We start from the raw sequence: 16,151 nt of genomic DNA on the forward strand, positions 1-16,151 counted from the left end.
TCAGCCTTCCGTTGCGACGGGGGTGGAGGCGGTCGCACCGAACCGCTGGTGCGCCAGCAGGGCCCGATCGAGCCGGTCCAGTGCATCCGTGAGCGATCGGCGAACGCCTGCGGTGTTGTCCGGTGACGCGATCGCCGTGCGTGCGGCGTCGGCGACGGCGGGCTCGATGACGCGATGCGGGAACGCCGCGATGACGAACTTCTCCGCCGCCATGTCGCCATACCGCTGCGGCACCTCGGGCAGCTCGGCGAAGAACCGGTCGGCGTAACCGCGCAACAGCTCGGTCGCGTCGTTCTCGCCGTAACCGTCGAAGAACCCTTCCGCCACGGCGAGCCCCTCGTAGTTGGACAGTTTCGACTCCCCGTAGAGCTGGTTCCACGCCCACGCCTTGGCCGACTCGGTCGGCAGCGCCGCCCGGGCGCGCAGCTCGGACAGGTGGCCGCTCATGCTGCTGTCCGCGGACGCGACCCGGTCGATCTGCGCACCGTCGAGATGACCCATGCTCGCCGAGCGACGGACGACGGCCCAGCCGAAGTCCTTGTCGCCCGAGGCGGCCGTCGGCCGACCTTCGTCGGCCGCCCACCGGGCCAACAGCTCGGCATCCGAGGTGGTTGCTGCGACGAGCCGTGCCGCTGCCAGGGCGGCCGGGGACGCACCGTCGACGAGTTCCAGCTTCCTGCGACCCGCGTCCCGGATCGTCGCTAGCGCAGCAGCCGAATCATGCTGCGGCACAAGACGATAGGGGTAGAACGCCCGGACCAGTCCGCCGAGGACGTCACTCAGTGAGGAGACGGTTTCGTGCGGCCAGCACACACCGAAGATCTGCACGACCCGTCGCGGATCGATCCGTCCGGTGTCGGCCCCGCCGAGGAGCGCTGACCAGATGCTGAGGCGGATCAGCGGGTCCGGCGCTGCCACCAGCGCATCCTGCACGGCGGCCAGCGACTGCTCGTCGAGCACGGTGGTCGCCCAGGTGAGGTCCGACGAGTTCGGCAACAAGAGGGCTGCGCGGGGCGTGCCGACCAGCTCCGGGACCTCGGTACGTGCCGATGCGGCGTGCAGCCGCACCGTGCCTGTCGCAACCCCACCCTCGACCGCGGCCAGATCGAGCACGTGGGAACGCGTCACCGGGTCGTCCTGCGGCGGGGTGACGACCAGTTCGGCACGGGTGATCGTGCCGTCCCGCTGCTCGACGTCCAGGCGGATGTCGTCCACTCCTGAGCTGCGCAGCCAGCCCTGCGTCCAGTCGACCAGCGACCGACCGCTCGCGTCCTCGACCGCGCCGAGGAAGTCGGTCATCGTCGCGTTGCCGAACCGGTGGTCCGACAGGTGCTTGCGTACACCGGAGAGGAACGCCTCGTCACCGACGTACGCCGCGAGCTGACGGAGCGCGGAAGCGCCCTTGGCGTAGGAGATGCCGTCGAAGTTGGTCAGCGCCGACTCCGCGTCGGGGGCGGGTGCCCCGGCGATCGGGTGCGTCGACGGGCTCCGGTCGACGCCATACCCCCAGGTCTTGCGGGTGATCCCGAAGTCGACCCAGGCCTCGTCGTACCGGGTGGCCTCTGCCGTGGTGCGGTGCGCCATGTACTCGGCGAACGACTCGTTGAGCCAGAGGTCGTCCCACCACTGCATGGTGACCAGGTCACCGAACCACATGTGCGCCATCTCGTGGGCGATCGTGTTGGCCCGGGTGAACAGCTGGGTCCGGGTGTGGGCGCCGCGGAAGACATAGGTGTCGCGCAGCGTGACGCACCCGGGGTTCTCCATCGCGCCGGCGTTGAACTCGGGGACGAAGAACTGGTCGTACTTGCCCCAGGGGTAACGGATCCCGAAGAGCTGGTGGTAGTAGTCGAAGGACTGCTTGGTGACCTCGAAGATGTCGTCGCGCTGCTCGCGCAGCCGGTCGCCGAGGGATGCCCGGACGTAGATGCCGAGTGGTATGCCGTCGTGCTCGTCGGTCTCGACGGCATACGGGCCCGCACAGACGGTCACGAAATAGGTCGCGAGCGGTGGCGTGGTGGCGAGGGTCCACTGCCCGGGGCCGGTGCGCTCGACCGCTCCGTTGCCGGCCACGACCCAGTCCTGCGGCGCACGGACCCGCACGTCGTACGGTGCCTTCAGGTCGGGCTGGTCGAAGCACGCGAAGATCGACGGGCCGGCATCCAGGAACGCCATTCCGTAGACGTAGTGCTTCCCGTCCTCCGGGTCGACCGCGCGGTGCAGGCCCTCTCCGTCCTGGCGGTACCGCATCTGCGCGACCACCCGCACGGTGTTGTCCGTGGCCAGCCCGGCGAGGTTCACCCGCCGGTCCTGCACCGACGCGGGGTCGACCGGCTCACCGTTGAGCGTGATCGAGGTGACCGACTCGGCGTCGACGTCCAGGAACGTGGACGCGCCCGGCTCTCGGCAGGTGAAACCGATGGTGACGTCGGACCCGAAGGTCTCCTCCCCCTGGTCGAGGTCGAGAGCCAGGTCGTAGCCCGTGACGTCGATCAGCGCGGCGCGCTCCTGCGCCTCGGTGCGCAACAAAGAACCCATGGATGCGAGCTTGTCACGTCGACACGGTCGAGGTGGGTCTCACCCTCTGATCTGCCGGCCGTAGGCCTGCTCCTCCAGCCGCTTCACGCGTTCGGTGGTCGGCGGGTGGGTCGACATCAGCCGCGAAACGTCCTGTGCCCTGAAGGGGTTGGCGATCATCATGTGGCTGGCGTTGACGACCTTGGGCTCCGGCGCCAGCGGGATCTGGGCCGTCCCCGCCTCGAGCTTGCGCAACGCGGACGCGAGCGCGAGCGGGTCGCCCGTGAGCTTCGAGCCGTCCTCGTCCGCGTCGTACTCGCGGGTCCGGCTGATCGCCAGCTGGATCATGCTGGCCGCCACCGGTGCGAGGAACGCCATCGCGAGCATCGCCAGCGGGTTGGGCCGGTCGTCGTCGTTGCTCCCGCCGCCGAACATGCCGAACCACATCATCATCTGTGCGATGGAGGTGATGATGCCGGCCAGTGCCGCGGCGATCGACGAGGTGAGGATGTCACGGTTGTAGACGTGCATCAGCTCGTGCCCGAGGACGCCGCGCAGCTCGCGTTCGTCCAGCAGCTCGAGGATGCCCTGGGTGCAGCACACCGCGGCGTGCTGCGGGTTGCGTCCGGTGGCGAACGCGTTGGGCGCGTCGGTCGGGGAGATGTAGAGCTGCGGCATCGGCTTGCCCGCCTTGGTCGACAGCTCACGGACGATGCGGTACATCTCCGGCGCCTGGATCTCACTGACCGGGTAGGCGCGCATCGCCTTGATGGCCAGCTTGTCGGAGTTCCAATAGCTGTATGCCGTGGTGGCTACACCGATCAGCGCGAAGATCCAGATGTAGCGCCCGCCTGCGACCAGCGCGCCGATCGCGAGCAGGACGACCCAGATGCCGCCGAACAACGCGGCCGTCTTCAGGCCGTTGTAGTGACGGTGCATACCAGGCAAACGCGCCTGACCACCTGGTTTGTTCCGGAAACCCGACGGCCGAGCCCGTCCACCGAGATGGCCGAGCCCGTCGACCTAGATGGCCGAGCCCGTCCACCGAGATGGCCGAGCCCGTCGAGGTCACCTACCGACGATCTGCAGCAACGAGTGTGGCGCGATGCTGGTGACCACCAGCGCGCAGGCCCCGATGATCACCAGCGCATGGTGCACCGGGTGCAGCCGGTCGGCCTGGTCGGGGTCCTTGCGCGCACCGAAGAGGATCCGCAGCCACCGCAGGTAGACGGCGACCCCCAGCATCGCGTTCAGCGCCGCGATCACGGCCAGCACCCACAACCGTCCACCGGCGACCGGGCCGATCGCCGCGACCTTGGCGACCAGACCGATCACCGCGGGCGGCAGGCCCATCAGGGTCAGCAGCGCGAGCGCGAGGGTCACGGCGAGCATTGGGCGGCGCCGCAACAGCCCGCCGTACGACGCGAGGCCGATCGCGTGGTCACGCCCGTCGGCGTGGGCGAGCGCCGTCACCACGGCGAACGCGACGAGCGTTGCGACGGCATACACGACCAGGTAGGCGGCGGCCGACAGGACCGCGCGCGACGACACGGTGGCGAGGGGCAGCACCACCCAGCCCGCCTGCGACACGGTCGACCAGGCGAGGAAGCGCAGCGCGTTCTTCTCCCGCAGGGCCATCACGTTGCCGAGCGTCATCGACACCGCGGACAGCACCCCGATCGCGGCGAGCGCCGAGGTGCCGAGCACTGTCACGCCGCGGAAGATGACCAGCAGCGCGGCGAGCGCGGCCGCCTTGGAGGTGACGGCGAGGAAGCCGCCGATCGGCACCGACGCACCACCGAACGCCTCCGGTGTCCAGGCGTGGAACGGTGCGAGCGACATCTTGAACGCCAGCCCCGCGATGATGAAAACGACGGCCAGCACGAGGATCCGACGCGAGTCGGCGTCACGGGACGCGTTCAGCACCGCGTTCCCGGTGAAGAGGGCCGAACCCGTGGCGGCGAACCACAGCGCGACCCCCATCGTCGTGATCGCGAAGCTCACCAGTGCGGTCATCAGCATCGAGAGGGCACCGTCGACCGCCGACCGGCGGGCGCGCAGGGCGACGAGCGCCACCGCCGGCAACGTCGCCAACTCGAGCAGCACCAGCCAGGACCCGAGGTCTCGCGCCGCGACGACACCCGTCGCGCCCGCCGTGGCCGCGAGCAGCAGCGTCGCCTGGATGGCCGCGCGTTCGGCCGGCACCCTGATCGGCAGGGCGAGCAATGCGATCACGGCACCACTCACCAGCGCGGTCAGTTGGAGGCCGACCCCGACGTGGTCGACCGAGTAGAGGCAGACGCCGGTCGGCAGGCACAGCGTTTCGCGCGGGTTGTCCGCGGACGGCAACGCACCGGGCACCGCGGCGGCGGCGCCGGCGAGCAGCAGGATCGCGGTGAGCGCCCAGTGCACCCGGCCGAGCCGGGGCAGCAGCGCATCCAGCAGGAGCAGGAACACGCTGCCGACGGCCGGGATCAGCACCGGGGCCAGCAACCACCAGTCGTAGGTCAGCTTCATCGGCCGGCCACCGCCATCAGGTGGGTCACCGCGTCGGAGGTGGCGTGCAGCAGCACGATCGGTATGACGCCCAGCGCGACCGTGGCGGCGCCCAGCACGGCGGTCACGATCCACTCGTTGCCGCGCGCGTCACCCGCGGGTTCGGGTGCCGGCGGCAGGCCGCCCTGGGCCGACCCCTGCCAGACCACCCACAGCACGCGCAACGCGTAGCCGGCCGCGAGCACCGCGCCGACCGACGCGCCGGCCGCCAGCACGTGGAACCAGCCGTCCGGCAGATCGCCGCCGGCGTTCCAGGCGCCGAAGATCGCCAGCACCTCGCCCCAGAAGCCGGCGAGACCGGGCAGCCCCATCGACGCGGCGAAACCGATCACCAGCACCAGGCTGAGCCGCGGTGAGACGTCCCGCAGCGACCGCCGCACGGTGTCCAGGTCGTCGTCCCCCCAGCGGTGCTTGAGCCCGCCGACGACGGCGAACAGCAGTGCCGAGATCACGCCGTGCGCGATGTTGGCGTAGAGGGCGGCCTGCAGTCCGATCGTGGTGCCGCTCATCATCCCGAGCAGCACGAAACCCATGTGCGCCACCGACGACCAGGCGATCAGTCGTTTCAGGCTGCGCTCCACGAGGCAGACCAGCCCGCCCCAGATGATCCCGATGACCGCCAGCGTCCCGATGTATGGCGCCAGCCGGTGCACGCCCTCCGGCAACGGCGCGAGGACGAGACGCACCACGCCATACGTGCCCATCTTCAGTAGCACCGCCGCGAGCAGCATCGACCCGGCGGTCGGGGCGACGGTGTGCGCCCGCGGCAGCCAGGAGTGCAGCGGCCACATCGGCACCTTGATGCCCAGACCGATCAGCAGGATGAGGGCGACGGCGGTCTGACCGCTCGCCGGCAGCGGATGCGCCGCGATGCCGGCCAGGTCGCTGGTGCCGGCGGCGAAGGTCATCGCCAGGATGCCGATCAGCATCAGCGTCGACCCGAGGACGGTGTAGAGCACGAACGTGTATGCCGCATGGGCCCGCTCGCGGGCGTCCCGACGGTCGCCGAAGCGGCCGATCAGCACCCACATCGGGACCAGCACGACCTCGAACGCGAGGAAGAAGCTGATCGCGTCCTGCACCAGGAAGGTGGCGATGCCACCGCCGATGACCAGTAGCAGGCAGCCGAAGAAGGTCGCCGGGGTGCCACCCGCCGGCTGCTCGTGACGCGCGTGGAGCACCACGAGCACGCCGATCGCCGCGGTCATCAGCAGCAGCGGCACGCTGATGCCGTCGACGGCGAGGTGCAGGCGCATCCCGATCTCGGGCACCCACTGCCGGTTGAGCACCGGACGGTCCTTGGCGATCAGCACCGACGCGACCAGCGAGACGAGCGTCGCCAGCAGCGACACGATGTATGCCGTGTGCCGGCTCACCGAGCGGACGCTGCGGTCGCCGGTCACGAGTGCGAGTCCCGCGACGATGGGTGCGAGCGGTGCGGCGAGGAGTGCGGCTACCACAGCACCACCCCCATCAGGCCGACGACGACCAGACCCACGGACACCGCCACCAGCCCGCTGGTGGGCCGGCGGTCGTGCAGGCGGGCGGATCGTCGCGCGATCCCGGCGGACACCCGCGGCAGCGCCTGGACGCCACGGTCCAGCAGGGCTTCGACACGGGTCACCGCGTGCGCGAGGGCGATCACCGGCCGGACGCTGGCGACGTAGAGGCGGTCGACGTCGAATCCGCGGGACGCCGACGCCCGCACCAGCACCGGGATCCGGGCCGCGGCATCGCCATACACCGTGCCGACCGACATCATCCGCACCAGCAGCGCGACCGCGCCCATCAGCAGCAGCGACGCGACGATCAGCCAGGCGTTCGGGTGCTGCCAGTCGACGTCGAGCATCGGTGTCGCCACGAGCGCGCCGCCGACGAGGGAGAGGATGGACAGCAGCTGCAGGCCGAAGCGTGCACCACCGCCGGGCTGCTGGTCGACGAACGGTTCGTCGTCCTCCTCGACCTGGACGGGCAGTGGCTCGGTGTGGTCCAGCGGGCGGCCGTGCTGGTCGACCTGGGGCAGGTCGGTCAGCATCTCGACGATGCCGACGTCCGCCACGTGGTAGCTGTCCTCGACGGCCTTGCGGACCTGCACCCGTTGGGAACCGGTGCGGTGGATGAGGATCAACCACATCCGCATGCTGTATGCCGCGGTCAGCAGCACGACGCACACCAGCGCGGCGAACGCGATCCGCGCGCTCAGGTCGCCGTCGATGCCGGCGCGTGCGGCCGCGTCGACGATCAGGTCCTTGGAGACGAAGCCGACGAACGGTGGGACGCCGGCCAGGGCGAGCAGGCCGATGCCCACCATCGTCCGGCAGGCCGGGTGCTTGCTCAGCGCGCCGGAGAGCCGCTCCACCGTCGTGCCGCTGACCAACACCGACAGCCAGCCGATCATGAGGAACAGCAGCGCCTTGAACATCGCGTGGGACAGCAGGTGTGCGATGCCCAGGTCGGCACCGTCGGGTCGGGTCACCACGGCGAGGCCGAGCAGCATCAGCGCCACCTGGGACACGGTCGACCAGGCGAGCAGCCGCTTCAGGTCGTGCTGCAGGAAGGCCAGGATGCCGGCCCCGACCATCGAGACGGAGGCGACGATCGTGAGCACCACGCGTGCCGTGTCGGAGAGTTCGAGCAGCGTGACCAGCTTGCCGAGGACAACGGTGCCGGCGGCGACCATGGTCGCGGCGTGGATCAGCGCGGACGCAGGTGTCGGACCCTCCATGGCGTCCGGCAGCCAGTCCTGGAAGGGCACCTGGGCGGACTTGCCGGCGACGGCGCAGATCAGGCAGAGCAGCGCCGCGGTGAGCGCGGTGTGGTGCTCGGCTCCGGCGTGGGTCCAGTGTGCGACGACCGTGTGGATGCGCGTGCTGTGCGCGCCGAGGGACAGGATCGCCAGCCCGATGACCAGTGGGGTGTCGGCGATGCGGGTGACCATGAAGGCCTTGTATGCCGCCCGCCGCGCCTTCGGTCGTTCCGACTCGTGACCGATCAGCAGGTAGGAGCACCAGCCCATCAGCTCCCAGCCGATCAGGGTCAGCAGCATGTCCCCGGACAACACCACCAGCTGCATGGCGGCGGTGAAAAGGCCGACACCGGCGGCGAACTGGCGGTACCGCGGGTCGCTGTAGAGATACCAGCGGGTGAAGATCTGCACCACCCACGAGACCAGTCCGACGGCAACGGCGACGAGCACGGACAGCCGGTCGACCTGCAGGTGCAGCGGGATGCTGAAGCCGGGCCCGACCGGCAGGTCCCCGACCGTCTCCGGGCCGGCGACCGCTCCTCCCCGGACCTGTTGGGCCAGCAGGATGATCGGGGCGAGGAGCCCGAGGAAGCTGAGGGCCGAGGCGACGACGAACGCCTGCGTGCTCTTGCGCGTGAACAGGATGATGAGCACCGGTATGGCGGCAGGTAGCAGCACGACCAGGTGACTCGGCTGGACCGGGAGGTCCAGCGCCAGGGTCGTGGTGTCGAGGCGGCCGTCGGCGAGGATCACTCGCGCTCACCCGCCTGCGCCATGTCGATGTTCCCGCGGGACCGGAAGATCGCGAGGATCACCCCGAGCGCGACGGCGATCTCCGCCGCGGCGATGGTGATGACGAAGATCGTCATGATCTGCCCGGCCCGCATCGTGTCACTGGTCAGCGACCCGACGGTCACGAAGAGCAGGCCGGCCGCGGCGAGCATCAACTCGACGCCGATCAACACCAGGATCGCGTTGCGGCGGGCGAGCACACCGTAGAGACCGATGCCGAAGAGCAGCCCGACGACCACCATCGGCGGCGCGGAGTGGATCACCGCATCTTCCCCTCGGTCGCGCCGCGGCGCCCGATCGGCAGCCGGGCCAGGGCCAGCGCGGCGACCAGCGCCACCAGCAGCAGCGCGGACAGCAGCTCGAACGGCCAGACCCAGCTGCCGAACAGCCGGGTGGCCAGCAGGTGCGTGCCGCCGCCGTTGATGCGCTGCCTGCTGTTGCCGAATGCGCCGACCAGCACCGCGGAGAGCAGCGCGGCCGTCGCCGCACCGACGACGAGTGCCGCCGCACGCTGGACCAGGGAGGTGTCGTGCTCGTGGCTGCGACCGATCGGCGCCCGGGTGAGCATCAGCGCGAAGAGGACGAGCACGACCACCGCACCGACATACACGAGCAGCTGCACCAGCGCGACGAATTCGGCACCGAGCACCAGGTAACAACCGCACAGGGCAGCCAGGCTGACGATCAGCCAGAGTGCGGAGTGGACCAGGTGTTTGGTGCTGACGGCGAGCAGCGCCGATGCCACGCTGATCGCCCCGGCGATGGTGAAGAGGACGTCGTAGGTCGTCATCCGGCCGCCTCGCCCGGTGACACACCGTCCGCGTCGGGCGCCGCACCGGGGTCGATCGGCTCCGGCGGCGGCACCGTGCGCATCCACTCCCCCAGTTTCTCCTTCTCGTGCAACAGGTTCCGGATGTCGCCGTCGGCATACTCGAACTCGGGGCTCCAGAACAACGCGTCGAAGGGGCACACCTCGATGCAGATCCCGCAGTACATGCACAGGCTGAAGTCGATCGCGAAACGATCCAGCATGTTGTGCTGGCGGGCGCGTCCGCCCTCCGGGCCGGGCGGGACGGTCTCCTTGTGCGAGTCGATGTAGATGCACCAGTCGGGGCACTCCCGGGCACAGAGCATGCAGGAGGTGCAGTTCTCCTCCAGCAGCGCGATGACCCCGCGACTGCGGTCGGGCAGGTCGGGTTGCACGTGCGGGTACTGCTGGGTGGGTGCGTGCGTGACCATGGTGCGGGCGGTTGTCGCCATACCCTTGGCCAGCCCGGTCAGGAACTTGGACATTATGAAGTCACCACCACTCCGACTGCTGTGATTGCCAACTGCAGCAACGCGATCGGGACCAGCCCCAGCCAGGCGACCCGTTGCAGCTGGTCCTCCCGCAGCCGCGGCCAGGCGACCCGGATCCAGATGATGACGAAGGCGAAGATGCCGCCCTTGATCAGCATCCAGAGCCAGCCGAGCGAGTCGGAGAACGGGCCGGCCCAGGCGCCGAGCCACAGCGCCGCGAGCAGGAAGGACATGACGACGATGCCGGCGTATTCGGCGAGCAGGAAGAGCGCGAAGCGCAGACCGGTGTATTCGGTGTAGGGCCCCATCACCAGCTCGGAGTCGGCGACCGGCATGTCGAACGGCGGGCGTTGCAGCTCCGCGGTCGCCGCGACGAGGAAGACGATGGCGCCCGGCAGTTGCCAGATGAGCCACCACGGGTTCCAGGCCTGCGCGATGCCGACCATGGACAGCGATCCGGCGGCGATCGCGAACGACGCGCAGACCAGGATCAGCGGGAGTTCGTAGGACACCAGCTGGGCCGCGGTGCGCATGCCACCGAGCAGCGAGTACTTGTTGCCGCTGGACCAGCCCGCCATCAGCGTCCCGAGGGTGCCGATGCCGCTGACCGCCAGCAGCCAGACGAGGCCGCCGGGGACGTTGGCGCCGAAGAAGTCCGAGCCGAACGGGATGACCGCGAGCGCCAGCAGGTAGGACACGATGCCGAGCGCCGGTGCCAGCCGGAAGACGCTCTTGTCCGCGGCGAGCGGGACGACGTCCTCCTTCTGGACGAACTTCACCCCGTCGGCGATGAGCTGCGCCCAGCCGTGGAAGCCGCCCGCCTCCATCGGGCCGAGCCGCCCCTGCATGTGCGCCATCACCTTGTGCTCGGTCTGGCCGACGACCAACGGCAGCACCAGGAAGGCGGCCAGCACACACACCGACCGGATGACGATCTCGACGTATTCGTTCATCTACCGCGGACCCCAGCTCTCGTCGGGGACACCGGGCGGTTGCAGGCGACGCCGCGGCGCGCGGGCGGGCTTGCCGTCGGTGCCGCCACCGCCGGGCTCCTTGGCACCGGGCCACGGCTTGCTCGCGCGGGCGGTGAGGACGAACGACTTGCGCAACGGGTTACCGTCGAAAGCGTCGGGCAGCAACAGTTTTCGCAGTTTCCCGCCGATCGGGTCGGTGAAGCCGTCGAAGCCGATGCCGAACATCTCGAAGGTCTCACGCTCGTGCCAGGCTGCGCCGGACCAGAGCCCGGTGCAGCTGGGCAGCGTCGCACCGTCGTCGATGCGCGTGTGCACCAGGACCTCGCGCAGCGCGCCGGCGGTGACGTCGTAGAGGTGGACGACGACGTCGAAGCCCGGGTCGGCCTCGGCGTCGGTCTCGTCCACCGCGGTCAGGAAGTCGAAGAAGGTGAAACCTTCGTCGCGTTGCTGCTCGAGGACGTCGAGCCACTCGGTGGGATCACAGCTGACAGAGGGGACTTCGTATGACGTGTCGGTCACGACTCCCCTTCCCCGGGCGGAGCCACCAATGGGCGGCTCACCTCGGCGGCGGTGACCTTGCGACCGGCGTTCGCGCCCAGCTTGGCGCGCAACCCCTTGCTCTGCAGCTTCTCGGCGGCGATCTGCTCCTGCAGCACGCGGATGCCGTGCAGCAGGCCTTCCGGGCGCGGCGGGCAACCGGGCACGTAGACGTCGACCGGGATCAGCTGGTCGACACCCTTAGTCACGCAGTAGGAGTCCCAGTAGGGCCCGCCGGAGTTGCTGCAGGCGCCGAAGCTGATGACGTACTTGGGTTCTGGCATCTGGTCGTAGAGCCGACGGACCGCGGGCGCCATCTTGTCGGTGACCGTGCCCGACACCACCATCAGGTCGGCCTGCCGGGGCCCGGGTGCGAAGGGGATGACACCGAGCCGGATGAAGTCGTGGCGCGCCATGGATGCCGCGATGAATTCGATGGCGCAGCAGGCCAGGCCGAAGTTGAAGACCCACAGCGAGTAGCGGCGGCCCCAGTTGAGCACCACCCGCATCGGCTTGGGCGCCACTTGTTGCGCCAGCCCGACCTTGGGCATGGGCAGGTCGGTGGTCATGACCTATCGCTCCAGGTGAGCAGGCCGCGGCGGGCGGCGTGCAGCAGGCCGACGAGCACGACGGCGATGAAGATCGCCATCTCGACCAGGCTGGCGACACCCAGGTGGTGGTCGCGCAACACCAGCGCCCACGGGAAGAGGTAGACCGCGTCGACGGCGAAGACGACATACAAGAAGGCGTAGGTGATGTACCGGAAGTGGGTCTGTGCCCAGCCACCGGCGACCGGGTCGACGCCGGACTCGTAGGTCGCGAGCTTGGTGAGCGCGGGCGCGCGGGGTGCCAGGAGCCGCCGCGACATCATGGCAGCGCCGAACAGCACCGCGCCGGCGACACCGACGCCGAGCAGCACCAAGTAACCGGTCACTCCCGAGGACACCACGGCAGCCTAACGAGCGGACGCCTCACGATGGGGAAGGCGCTCCCAGATTGGACGGTTCGGGACCCTCAACCGATCAGATCACGCGGAGGTACGGCGACCACCTGCACTCGCCACAGGTTCGACGGGCTCGATTCTGGCTTCCGCGATCTTCCGCACGGCATCCGAGATCGGACGGCCGGTCACGGCTGAGCGATCCACCATTGCTCGAGCCGCCGCCTTCTGGGCCCGGGTCACGAACACTCGCTTACCGGTCATCGTCACCTCCGTCGTTGTCCATGTCCAAGAGTACGTCCGCGGCTGTGGACGGCCGTGGGTCGATCAATGCTCACTCGAACAGTGCGTTCAGCTCCGCCCAGGTGTGCGCGCCTTCCAGCCCGGTGTAGGTTCCCTCGTCCAGCAACTCGCGGGCTGCTCGCTCGACGTGGCCGAAGACCGCTGCGGCCAGCGAGGACCCCGCCGACACGCGTCGCGCGCCGGCCGCCTTGAGCTGTGCGATGGGTGGAGCGGACGGGCCGGTCAGGATGTTGACCGGCGCGTCGATGGCGGCGGTGAGCCGTGACACGGTCTCCAGGTCGGTGACCCCCGGGACGAAGATCCCGCTCGCGCCCGCCTCGAGGTAGGCCGCTGCCCGGGCGACCGTGTCGTCGAAGTCGGCTGCACCCAGCAGGTAGCCGTCGGTGCGTGCGTTGAGGTAGAGATCGATGCCGGCCGCATCGGCTGCGTCGCGCACGACCCGCACCCGAGCGGCCGCCTCCTCGACCGGGCGAAGGCCGCGGTCGAACGCGTCCTCGAGGTTGACGCCGACCGCCCCGGCTTCGATCACCAGCCGCGTCGTCTCCGCGAGATCCGCTGCGCTGTCGCCGAATCCGCCCTCGATGTCACAGGAGACCGGGACGCTCGACACAGCGATGATGCGGCGCAGGTGCTCGAGCATCAGGTTGCGGTCGAGCACGTTGCCGTCCCGGGTGCCGAGCGACCACGCGACGGCCGCACTCGACGTCGCCAGTGCCGGGGCGCCCGCCTGCTGGATGATCCGGGCGGACGCTGCGTCCCAGCAGTTCGGTAACACCAGGAGGTCGTCGTGGAGGGCGCGGAAGGTGGCGGCGAGCTCGGTCTGTGTCATGGCTTCCACGCTAGATGAGGGGCACCGTCGAGCACTCGCGAGTTTCCGCCATCGACGCAGCTGCGCGGCGCGGTCACGGGGCGCCGCGACGGCCGTGCGTACGTGGTGCGTCATACCCTCCGGGTGGCGGGACCATCTCGGCGCGAACCCCGAGCAGTCGCACCGGTCGGTCGTCGGACAGCCCCCGGTAGAGGGCGAAAGCGGTGTCGGCGATGGCCTCGGCCGCAAAGGTGGGCTCGGGCAGCTTGCGCACCCGGGTGAAGGTGAAGAAGGGTGCGAAGCGGATCTTCAGATGCACCCGTTGGCACTGGCGCCCCTCGGCCCGTATGTCGGACTCGACCTGGGTCGCGAGCTCTCCCAGGGCAGTGCGGATCTCGTCCTGGGTCACCAGGTCCTGCTGGTACGTGGTCTCCCGGCCGTGTGCCCGCGCGACCCACGGCGTGTCGTCGACGACCGCGCTCCCGGCACCGCGGCCGAGCCGGCCGATGTGCGGACCGGTGTTCGGCCCGAACTCGGCTGCGAGCAGGTCGTCCGGGGCGGCCGCGAGGTCGTTGACGGTGCGGATGTCGTGTGTTTCCAGTCGTTTCGCCGTCTGGGTGCCGATGCCCCACAACGCTTTCACCGGCCGCTCGCCCATCACATCCAGCCAGTTGTCGCGGGTCAGCTGGAACACGCCGCGCGGCTTGCCGAGGTCGGTGGCGACCTTCGCCCGGACCTTGGTGTCACCGATGCCGACGCTGCAGTCGAGCCCGGTCGCGTCGAGCACTGCCGCTTGCACCGCACGCGCGGTCGCGACGGGGTCGTCCGCCTGCAGCCCCACGAACGCCTCGTCCCAGCCGAGCACCTCCACGACCGCACCCGGGAAGTCTCGCAAGGTCTGCATGACGCGGGCCGAAACCGCCTCGTACACCGGGAAATCCACCGGGAGGAAGATCGCGTCGGGGCATCTCTTCACGGCGATCTTGAGGGGCATGCCGGACCGGATACCGAACTCCCGCGCCTCGTAGGAGGCGGTCGACACCACGGCCCGCTCGGTCGGGTCGCCGCGGCCACCGACCACGACCGGCTTGCCGGCCAGCTCGGGGCGACGCTGGATCTCGACGGCAGCAAGGAACTGGTCCATGTCGACGTGCAGGACCCAGGCCGTCATACCGCTCACCTCGCTGGGGACCAGCATGCCCGACGAGCAGGCCGGGGTGGTCAGGCCATGCCGGTGCCGGCGACCTGACGGGTGGTTACGTTGATCCGGTTGAAGAGATTGGTCGTGGAGATCCACAGGACCAGGGCCGCGAGGGCCTTCTCGTCATACCGGTCGGCAACCTCGTCCCACACCGCATCGGGCACCGGGTCGAGACTGTCGGCGATGCGGGTCATGTGCTCGGCCAGCAACAGCGCGGCTCGCTCGTCGTCGGTGAAGTACGGCGCATCGCGCCAGCCGGCGAGGGTCATCAGCCGCTCGTCGCTCTCCCCCGCCTTGCGGGCGGAGCGCATACCGTAGTTGAGACACCACGAGCAGCCGTTGATCTGGCTGACACGCAGGTGCACGAGCTCCAGCGTCTCGTCCGGAACGCCTTGCCCGTGAACGGCGTTGACGACGGCGAGGATGCCCTTGGTGGCGGACTCGTCGAGTAGACCGGCCGGGTTCGTCATACGGGGTTCCATGGTGATGAGCTCCTTGAATGTGTGATTGCAGGGTCATCACAGGTGACGTACGCCGACAGGAGAATGTGACACGTGAACGACAACGAATTTCTGGCTCGCGATTTCGACGCCGAGCGGACTCGGCTGCGGGCAGTGGCCTACCGGATCCTCGGAACGTATGGCGATGCCGATGACGCGGTCCAGGAGACGTGGCTGCGACTGGACCGCACCGACCGGTCGTCGATCGACAACCTGCGGGCCTGGCTGACCACGGTGGTCTCGCGAGTGTGTCTGGACATGCTGCGATCGCGCAGCGCACGACGCGAGGACGAGTTGACCGAGGACGATCAGGCCCTCACCGGGCCGAGCGACGGGCCGGAGGCACTTGCGGTCCAGGATGATTCGGTCAACGACGCCGTGCTCGTGGTGCTGGACAGGTTGGGCCCGGCGGAGCGCCTGGCGTTCGTACTGCACGATCTGTTCAGCGTGCCGTTCGAGCAGATCGCTGCGGTGCTCGAACGCTCCCCCGACGCGACACGGCAGTTGGCCTCCCGGGCGCGCCGGCGGGTGCGCGATGCCGACGTCCCGAAGGCGCGTGCGCGACAGCGCGAGGCCGTTGCGGCCTTCCTGCGCGCATCCCGCGAGGGTGACCTCGCCACGTTGTTGACGGTGCTCGATCCGCAGATCGAGTTGCGCGCCGACCGGGTCGCGGTCGCGGCAGCAGCGGTGGCTCCCGGCGGGGCACCGGAGATCGACCACCGGCTGCGTGGCGCACAGGCCGTCGCGGCCGCGTTCCAAGGCCGGGCGCAGGGTGCCGAGCTGGCACTCATCGACGGGGTCGTCGGGGCCGTCTACGCGCCGGGCGGGACGGTCGTGTCTGCCATCGCGGCCCGGGTCCGCGACGGGCGCGTCGTCGGCCTCGACGTGTGCGCTGATCGGGAGACCATCGCCCTGATGCGGATCGAGGTGCTCGGCAAACCCTGAGTCCCGATGCCATGCCCCCGCGAGGCCCAGTGG

Annotated in this window: 16 protein-coding genes; 1 reads left to right on the forward strand and 15 read right to left on the reverse strand. The window is 69.6% G+C overall.

Annotated features, from left to right (window positions below; all coding sequences use genetic code 11):
- From pepN to FHU39_RS23435, 15 genes are all read right to left on the reverse strand, one after another.
- Nucleotides 1-2,538 (reverse strand): aminopeptidase N, encoded by a 2,538-nt coding sequence (gene pepN / locus FHU39_RS23365; protein WP_183323134.1) that lies wholly within the window; start codon nt 2,536-2,538, stop codon nt 1-3.
- A 39-nt stretch (nt 2,539-2,577) separates the two neighbouring features.
- Nucleotides 2,578-3,456: a zinc metalloprotease HtpX gene (gene htpX, locus FHU39_RS23370; RefSeq protein ID WP_183323135.1), complete on the reverse strand. Its 879-nt coding sequence runs from the start codon at nt 3,454-3,456 to the stop codon at nt 2,578-2,580.
- Nucleotides 3,457-3,585: 129 nt separating this feature from the next.
- On the reverse strand, nt 3,586-5,034 hold the full coding sequence (locus tag FHU39_RS23375; protein WP_183323136.1) for an NADH-quinone oxidoreductase subunit N: 1,449 nt from the start codon (nt 5,032-5,034) through the stop codon (nt 3,586-3,588).
- Nucleotides 5,031-6,533, reverse strand: a complete 1,503-nt coding sequence (locus FHU39_RS23380) for an NADH-quinone oxidoreductase subunit M (protein ID WP_183323137.1) — start codon at nt 6,531-6,533, stop codon at nt 5,031-5,033. The genes FHU39_RS23375 and FHU39_RS23380 overlap by 4 nt, the downstream gene beginning before the upstream one ends.
- Complete coding sequence (locus FHU39_RS25155) at nt 6,527-8,572, reverse strand: proton-conducting transporter transmembrane domain-containing protein (protein ID WP_183323138.1); 2,046 nt, start codon at nt 8,570-8,572, stop codon at nt 6,527-6,529. The genes FHU39_RS23380 and FHU39_RS25155 overlap by 7 nt, the downstream gene beginning before the upstream one ends.
- Nucleotides 8,569-8,874, reverse strand: a complete 306-nt coding sequence (gene nuoK, locus FHU39_RS23390; protein ID WP_183323139.1) for an NADH-quinone oxidoreductase subunit NuoK — start codon at nt 8,872-8,874, stop codon at nt 8,569-8,571. Before nuoK ends, FHU39_RS25155 begins: the two co-directional genes overlap by 4 nt.
- Nucleotides 8,871-9,401, reverse strand: a complete 531-nt coding sequence (locus tag FHU39_RS23395) for an NADH-quinone oxidoreductase subunit J family protein (protein WP_183323140.1) — start codon at nt 9,399-9,401, stop codon at nt 8,871-8,873. Before FHU39_RS23395 ends, nuoK begins: the two co-directional genes overlap by 4 nt.
- Nucleotides 9,398-9,904, reverse strand: a complete 507-nt coding sequence (locus tag FHU39_RS23400) for a NuoI/complex I 23 kDa subunit family protein (protein ID WP_183323141.1) — start codon at nt 9,902-9,904, stop codon at nt 9,398-9,400. The genes FHU39_RS23395 and FHU39_RS23400 overlap by 4 nt, the downstream gene beginning before the upstream one ends.
- Nucleotides 9,904-10,863: a complex I subunit 1/NuoH family protein gene (locus tag FHU39_RS23405; RefSeq protein WP_183323142.1), complete on the reverse strand. Its 960-nt coding sequence runs from the start codon at nt 10,861-10,863 to the stop codon at nt 9,904-9,906. Before FHU39_RS23405 ends, FHU39_RS23400 begins: the two co-directional genes overlap by 1 nt.
- The gene (locus FHU39_RS23410; RefSeq protein WP_183323143.1) at nt 10,864-11,403 is read right to left on the reverse strand and encodes an NADH-quinone oxidoreductase subunit C; all 540 of its coding nucleotides are present in this window, start codon (nt 11,401-11,403) and stop codon (nt 10,864-10,866) included.
- Nucleotides 11,400-11,990, reverse strand: coding sequence for an NADH-quinone oxidoreductase subunit B (locus tag FHU39_RS23415; RefSeq protein ID WP_183323144.1), 591 nt, complete (start codon nt 11,988-11,990; stop codon nt 11,400-11,402). Before FHU39_RS23415 ends, FHU39_RS23410 begins: the two co-directional genes overlap by 4 nt.
- Entirely contained in the window at nt 11,987-12,367 is a 381-nt protein-coding gene (locus tag FHU39_RS23420) for an NADH-quinone oxidoreductase subunit A (RefSeq protein WP_343066098.1), read from the reverse strand. The genes FHU39_RS23415 and FHU39_RS23420 overlap by 4 nt, the downstream gene beginning before the upstream one ends.
- A 328-nt stretch (nt 12,368-12,695) precedes the next feature.
- Nucleotides 12,696-13,493 (reverse strand): isocitrate lyase/PEP mutase family protein, encoded by a 798-nt coding sequence (locus tag FHU39_RS23425; RefSeq protein WP_183323145.1) that lies wholly within the window; start codon nt 13,491-13,493, stop codon nt 12,696-12,698.
- 73 nt (nt 13,494-13,566) lie between these two features.
- Complete coding sequence (locus FHU39_RS23430; RefSeq protein ID WP_183323146.1) at nt 13,567-14,643, reverse strand: DNA polymerase IV; 1,077 nt, start codon at nt 14,641-14,643, stop codon at nt 13,567-13,569.
- A 50-nt stretch (nt 14,644-14,693) separates the two neighbouring features.
- Entirely contained in the window at nt 14,694-15,143 is a 450-nt protein-coding gene (locus FHU39_RS23435; RefSeq protein ID WP_246336885.1) for a carboxymuconolactone decarboxylase family protein, read from the reverse strand.
- 84 nt (nt 15,144-15,227) lie between these two features.
- Here FHU39_RS23435 and FHU39_RS23440 point away from each other — a divergent pair, with 84 nt between their 5' ends.
- Entirely contained in the window at nt 15,228-16,118 is an 891-nt protein-coding gene (locus tag FHU39_RS23440) for a sigma-70 family RNA polymerase sigma factor (RefSeq protein WP_183323148.1), read from the forward strand.
- Nucleotides 16,119-16,151: the final 33 nt, after the last annotated feature.

Source organism: Flexivirga oryzae, from assembly GCF_014190805.1.
Taxonomy (GTDB): Bacteria; Actinomycetota; Actinomycetes; order Actinomycetales; family Dermatophilaceae; genus Flexivirga; species Flexivirga oryzae.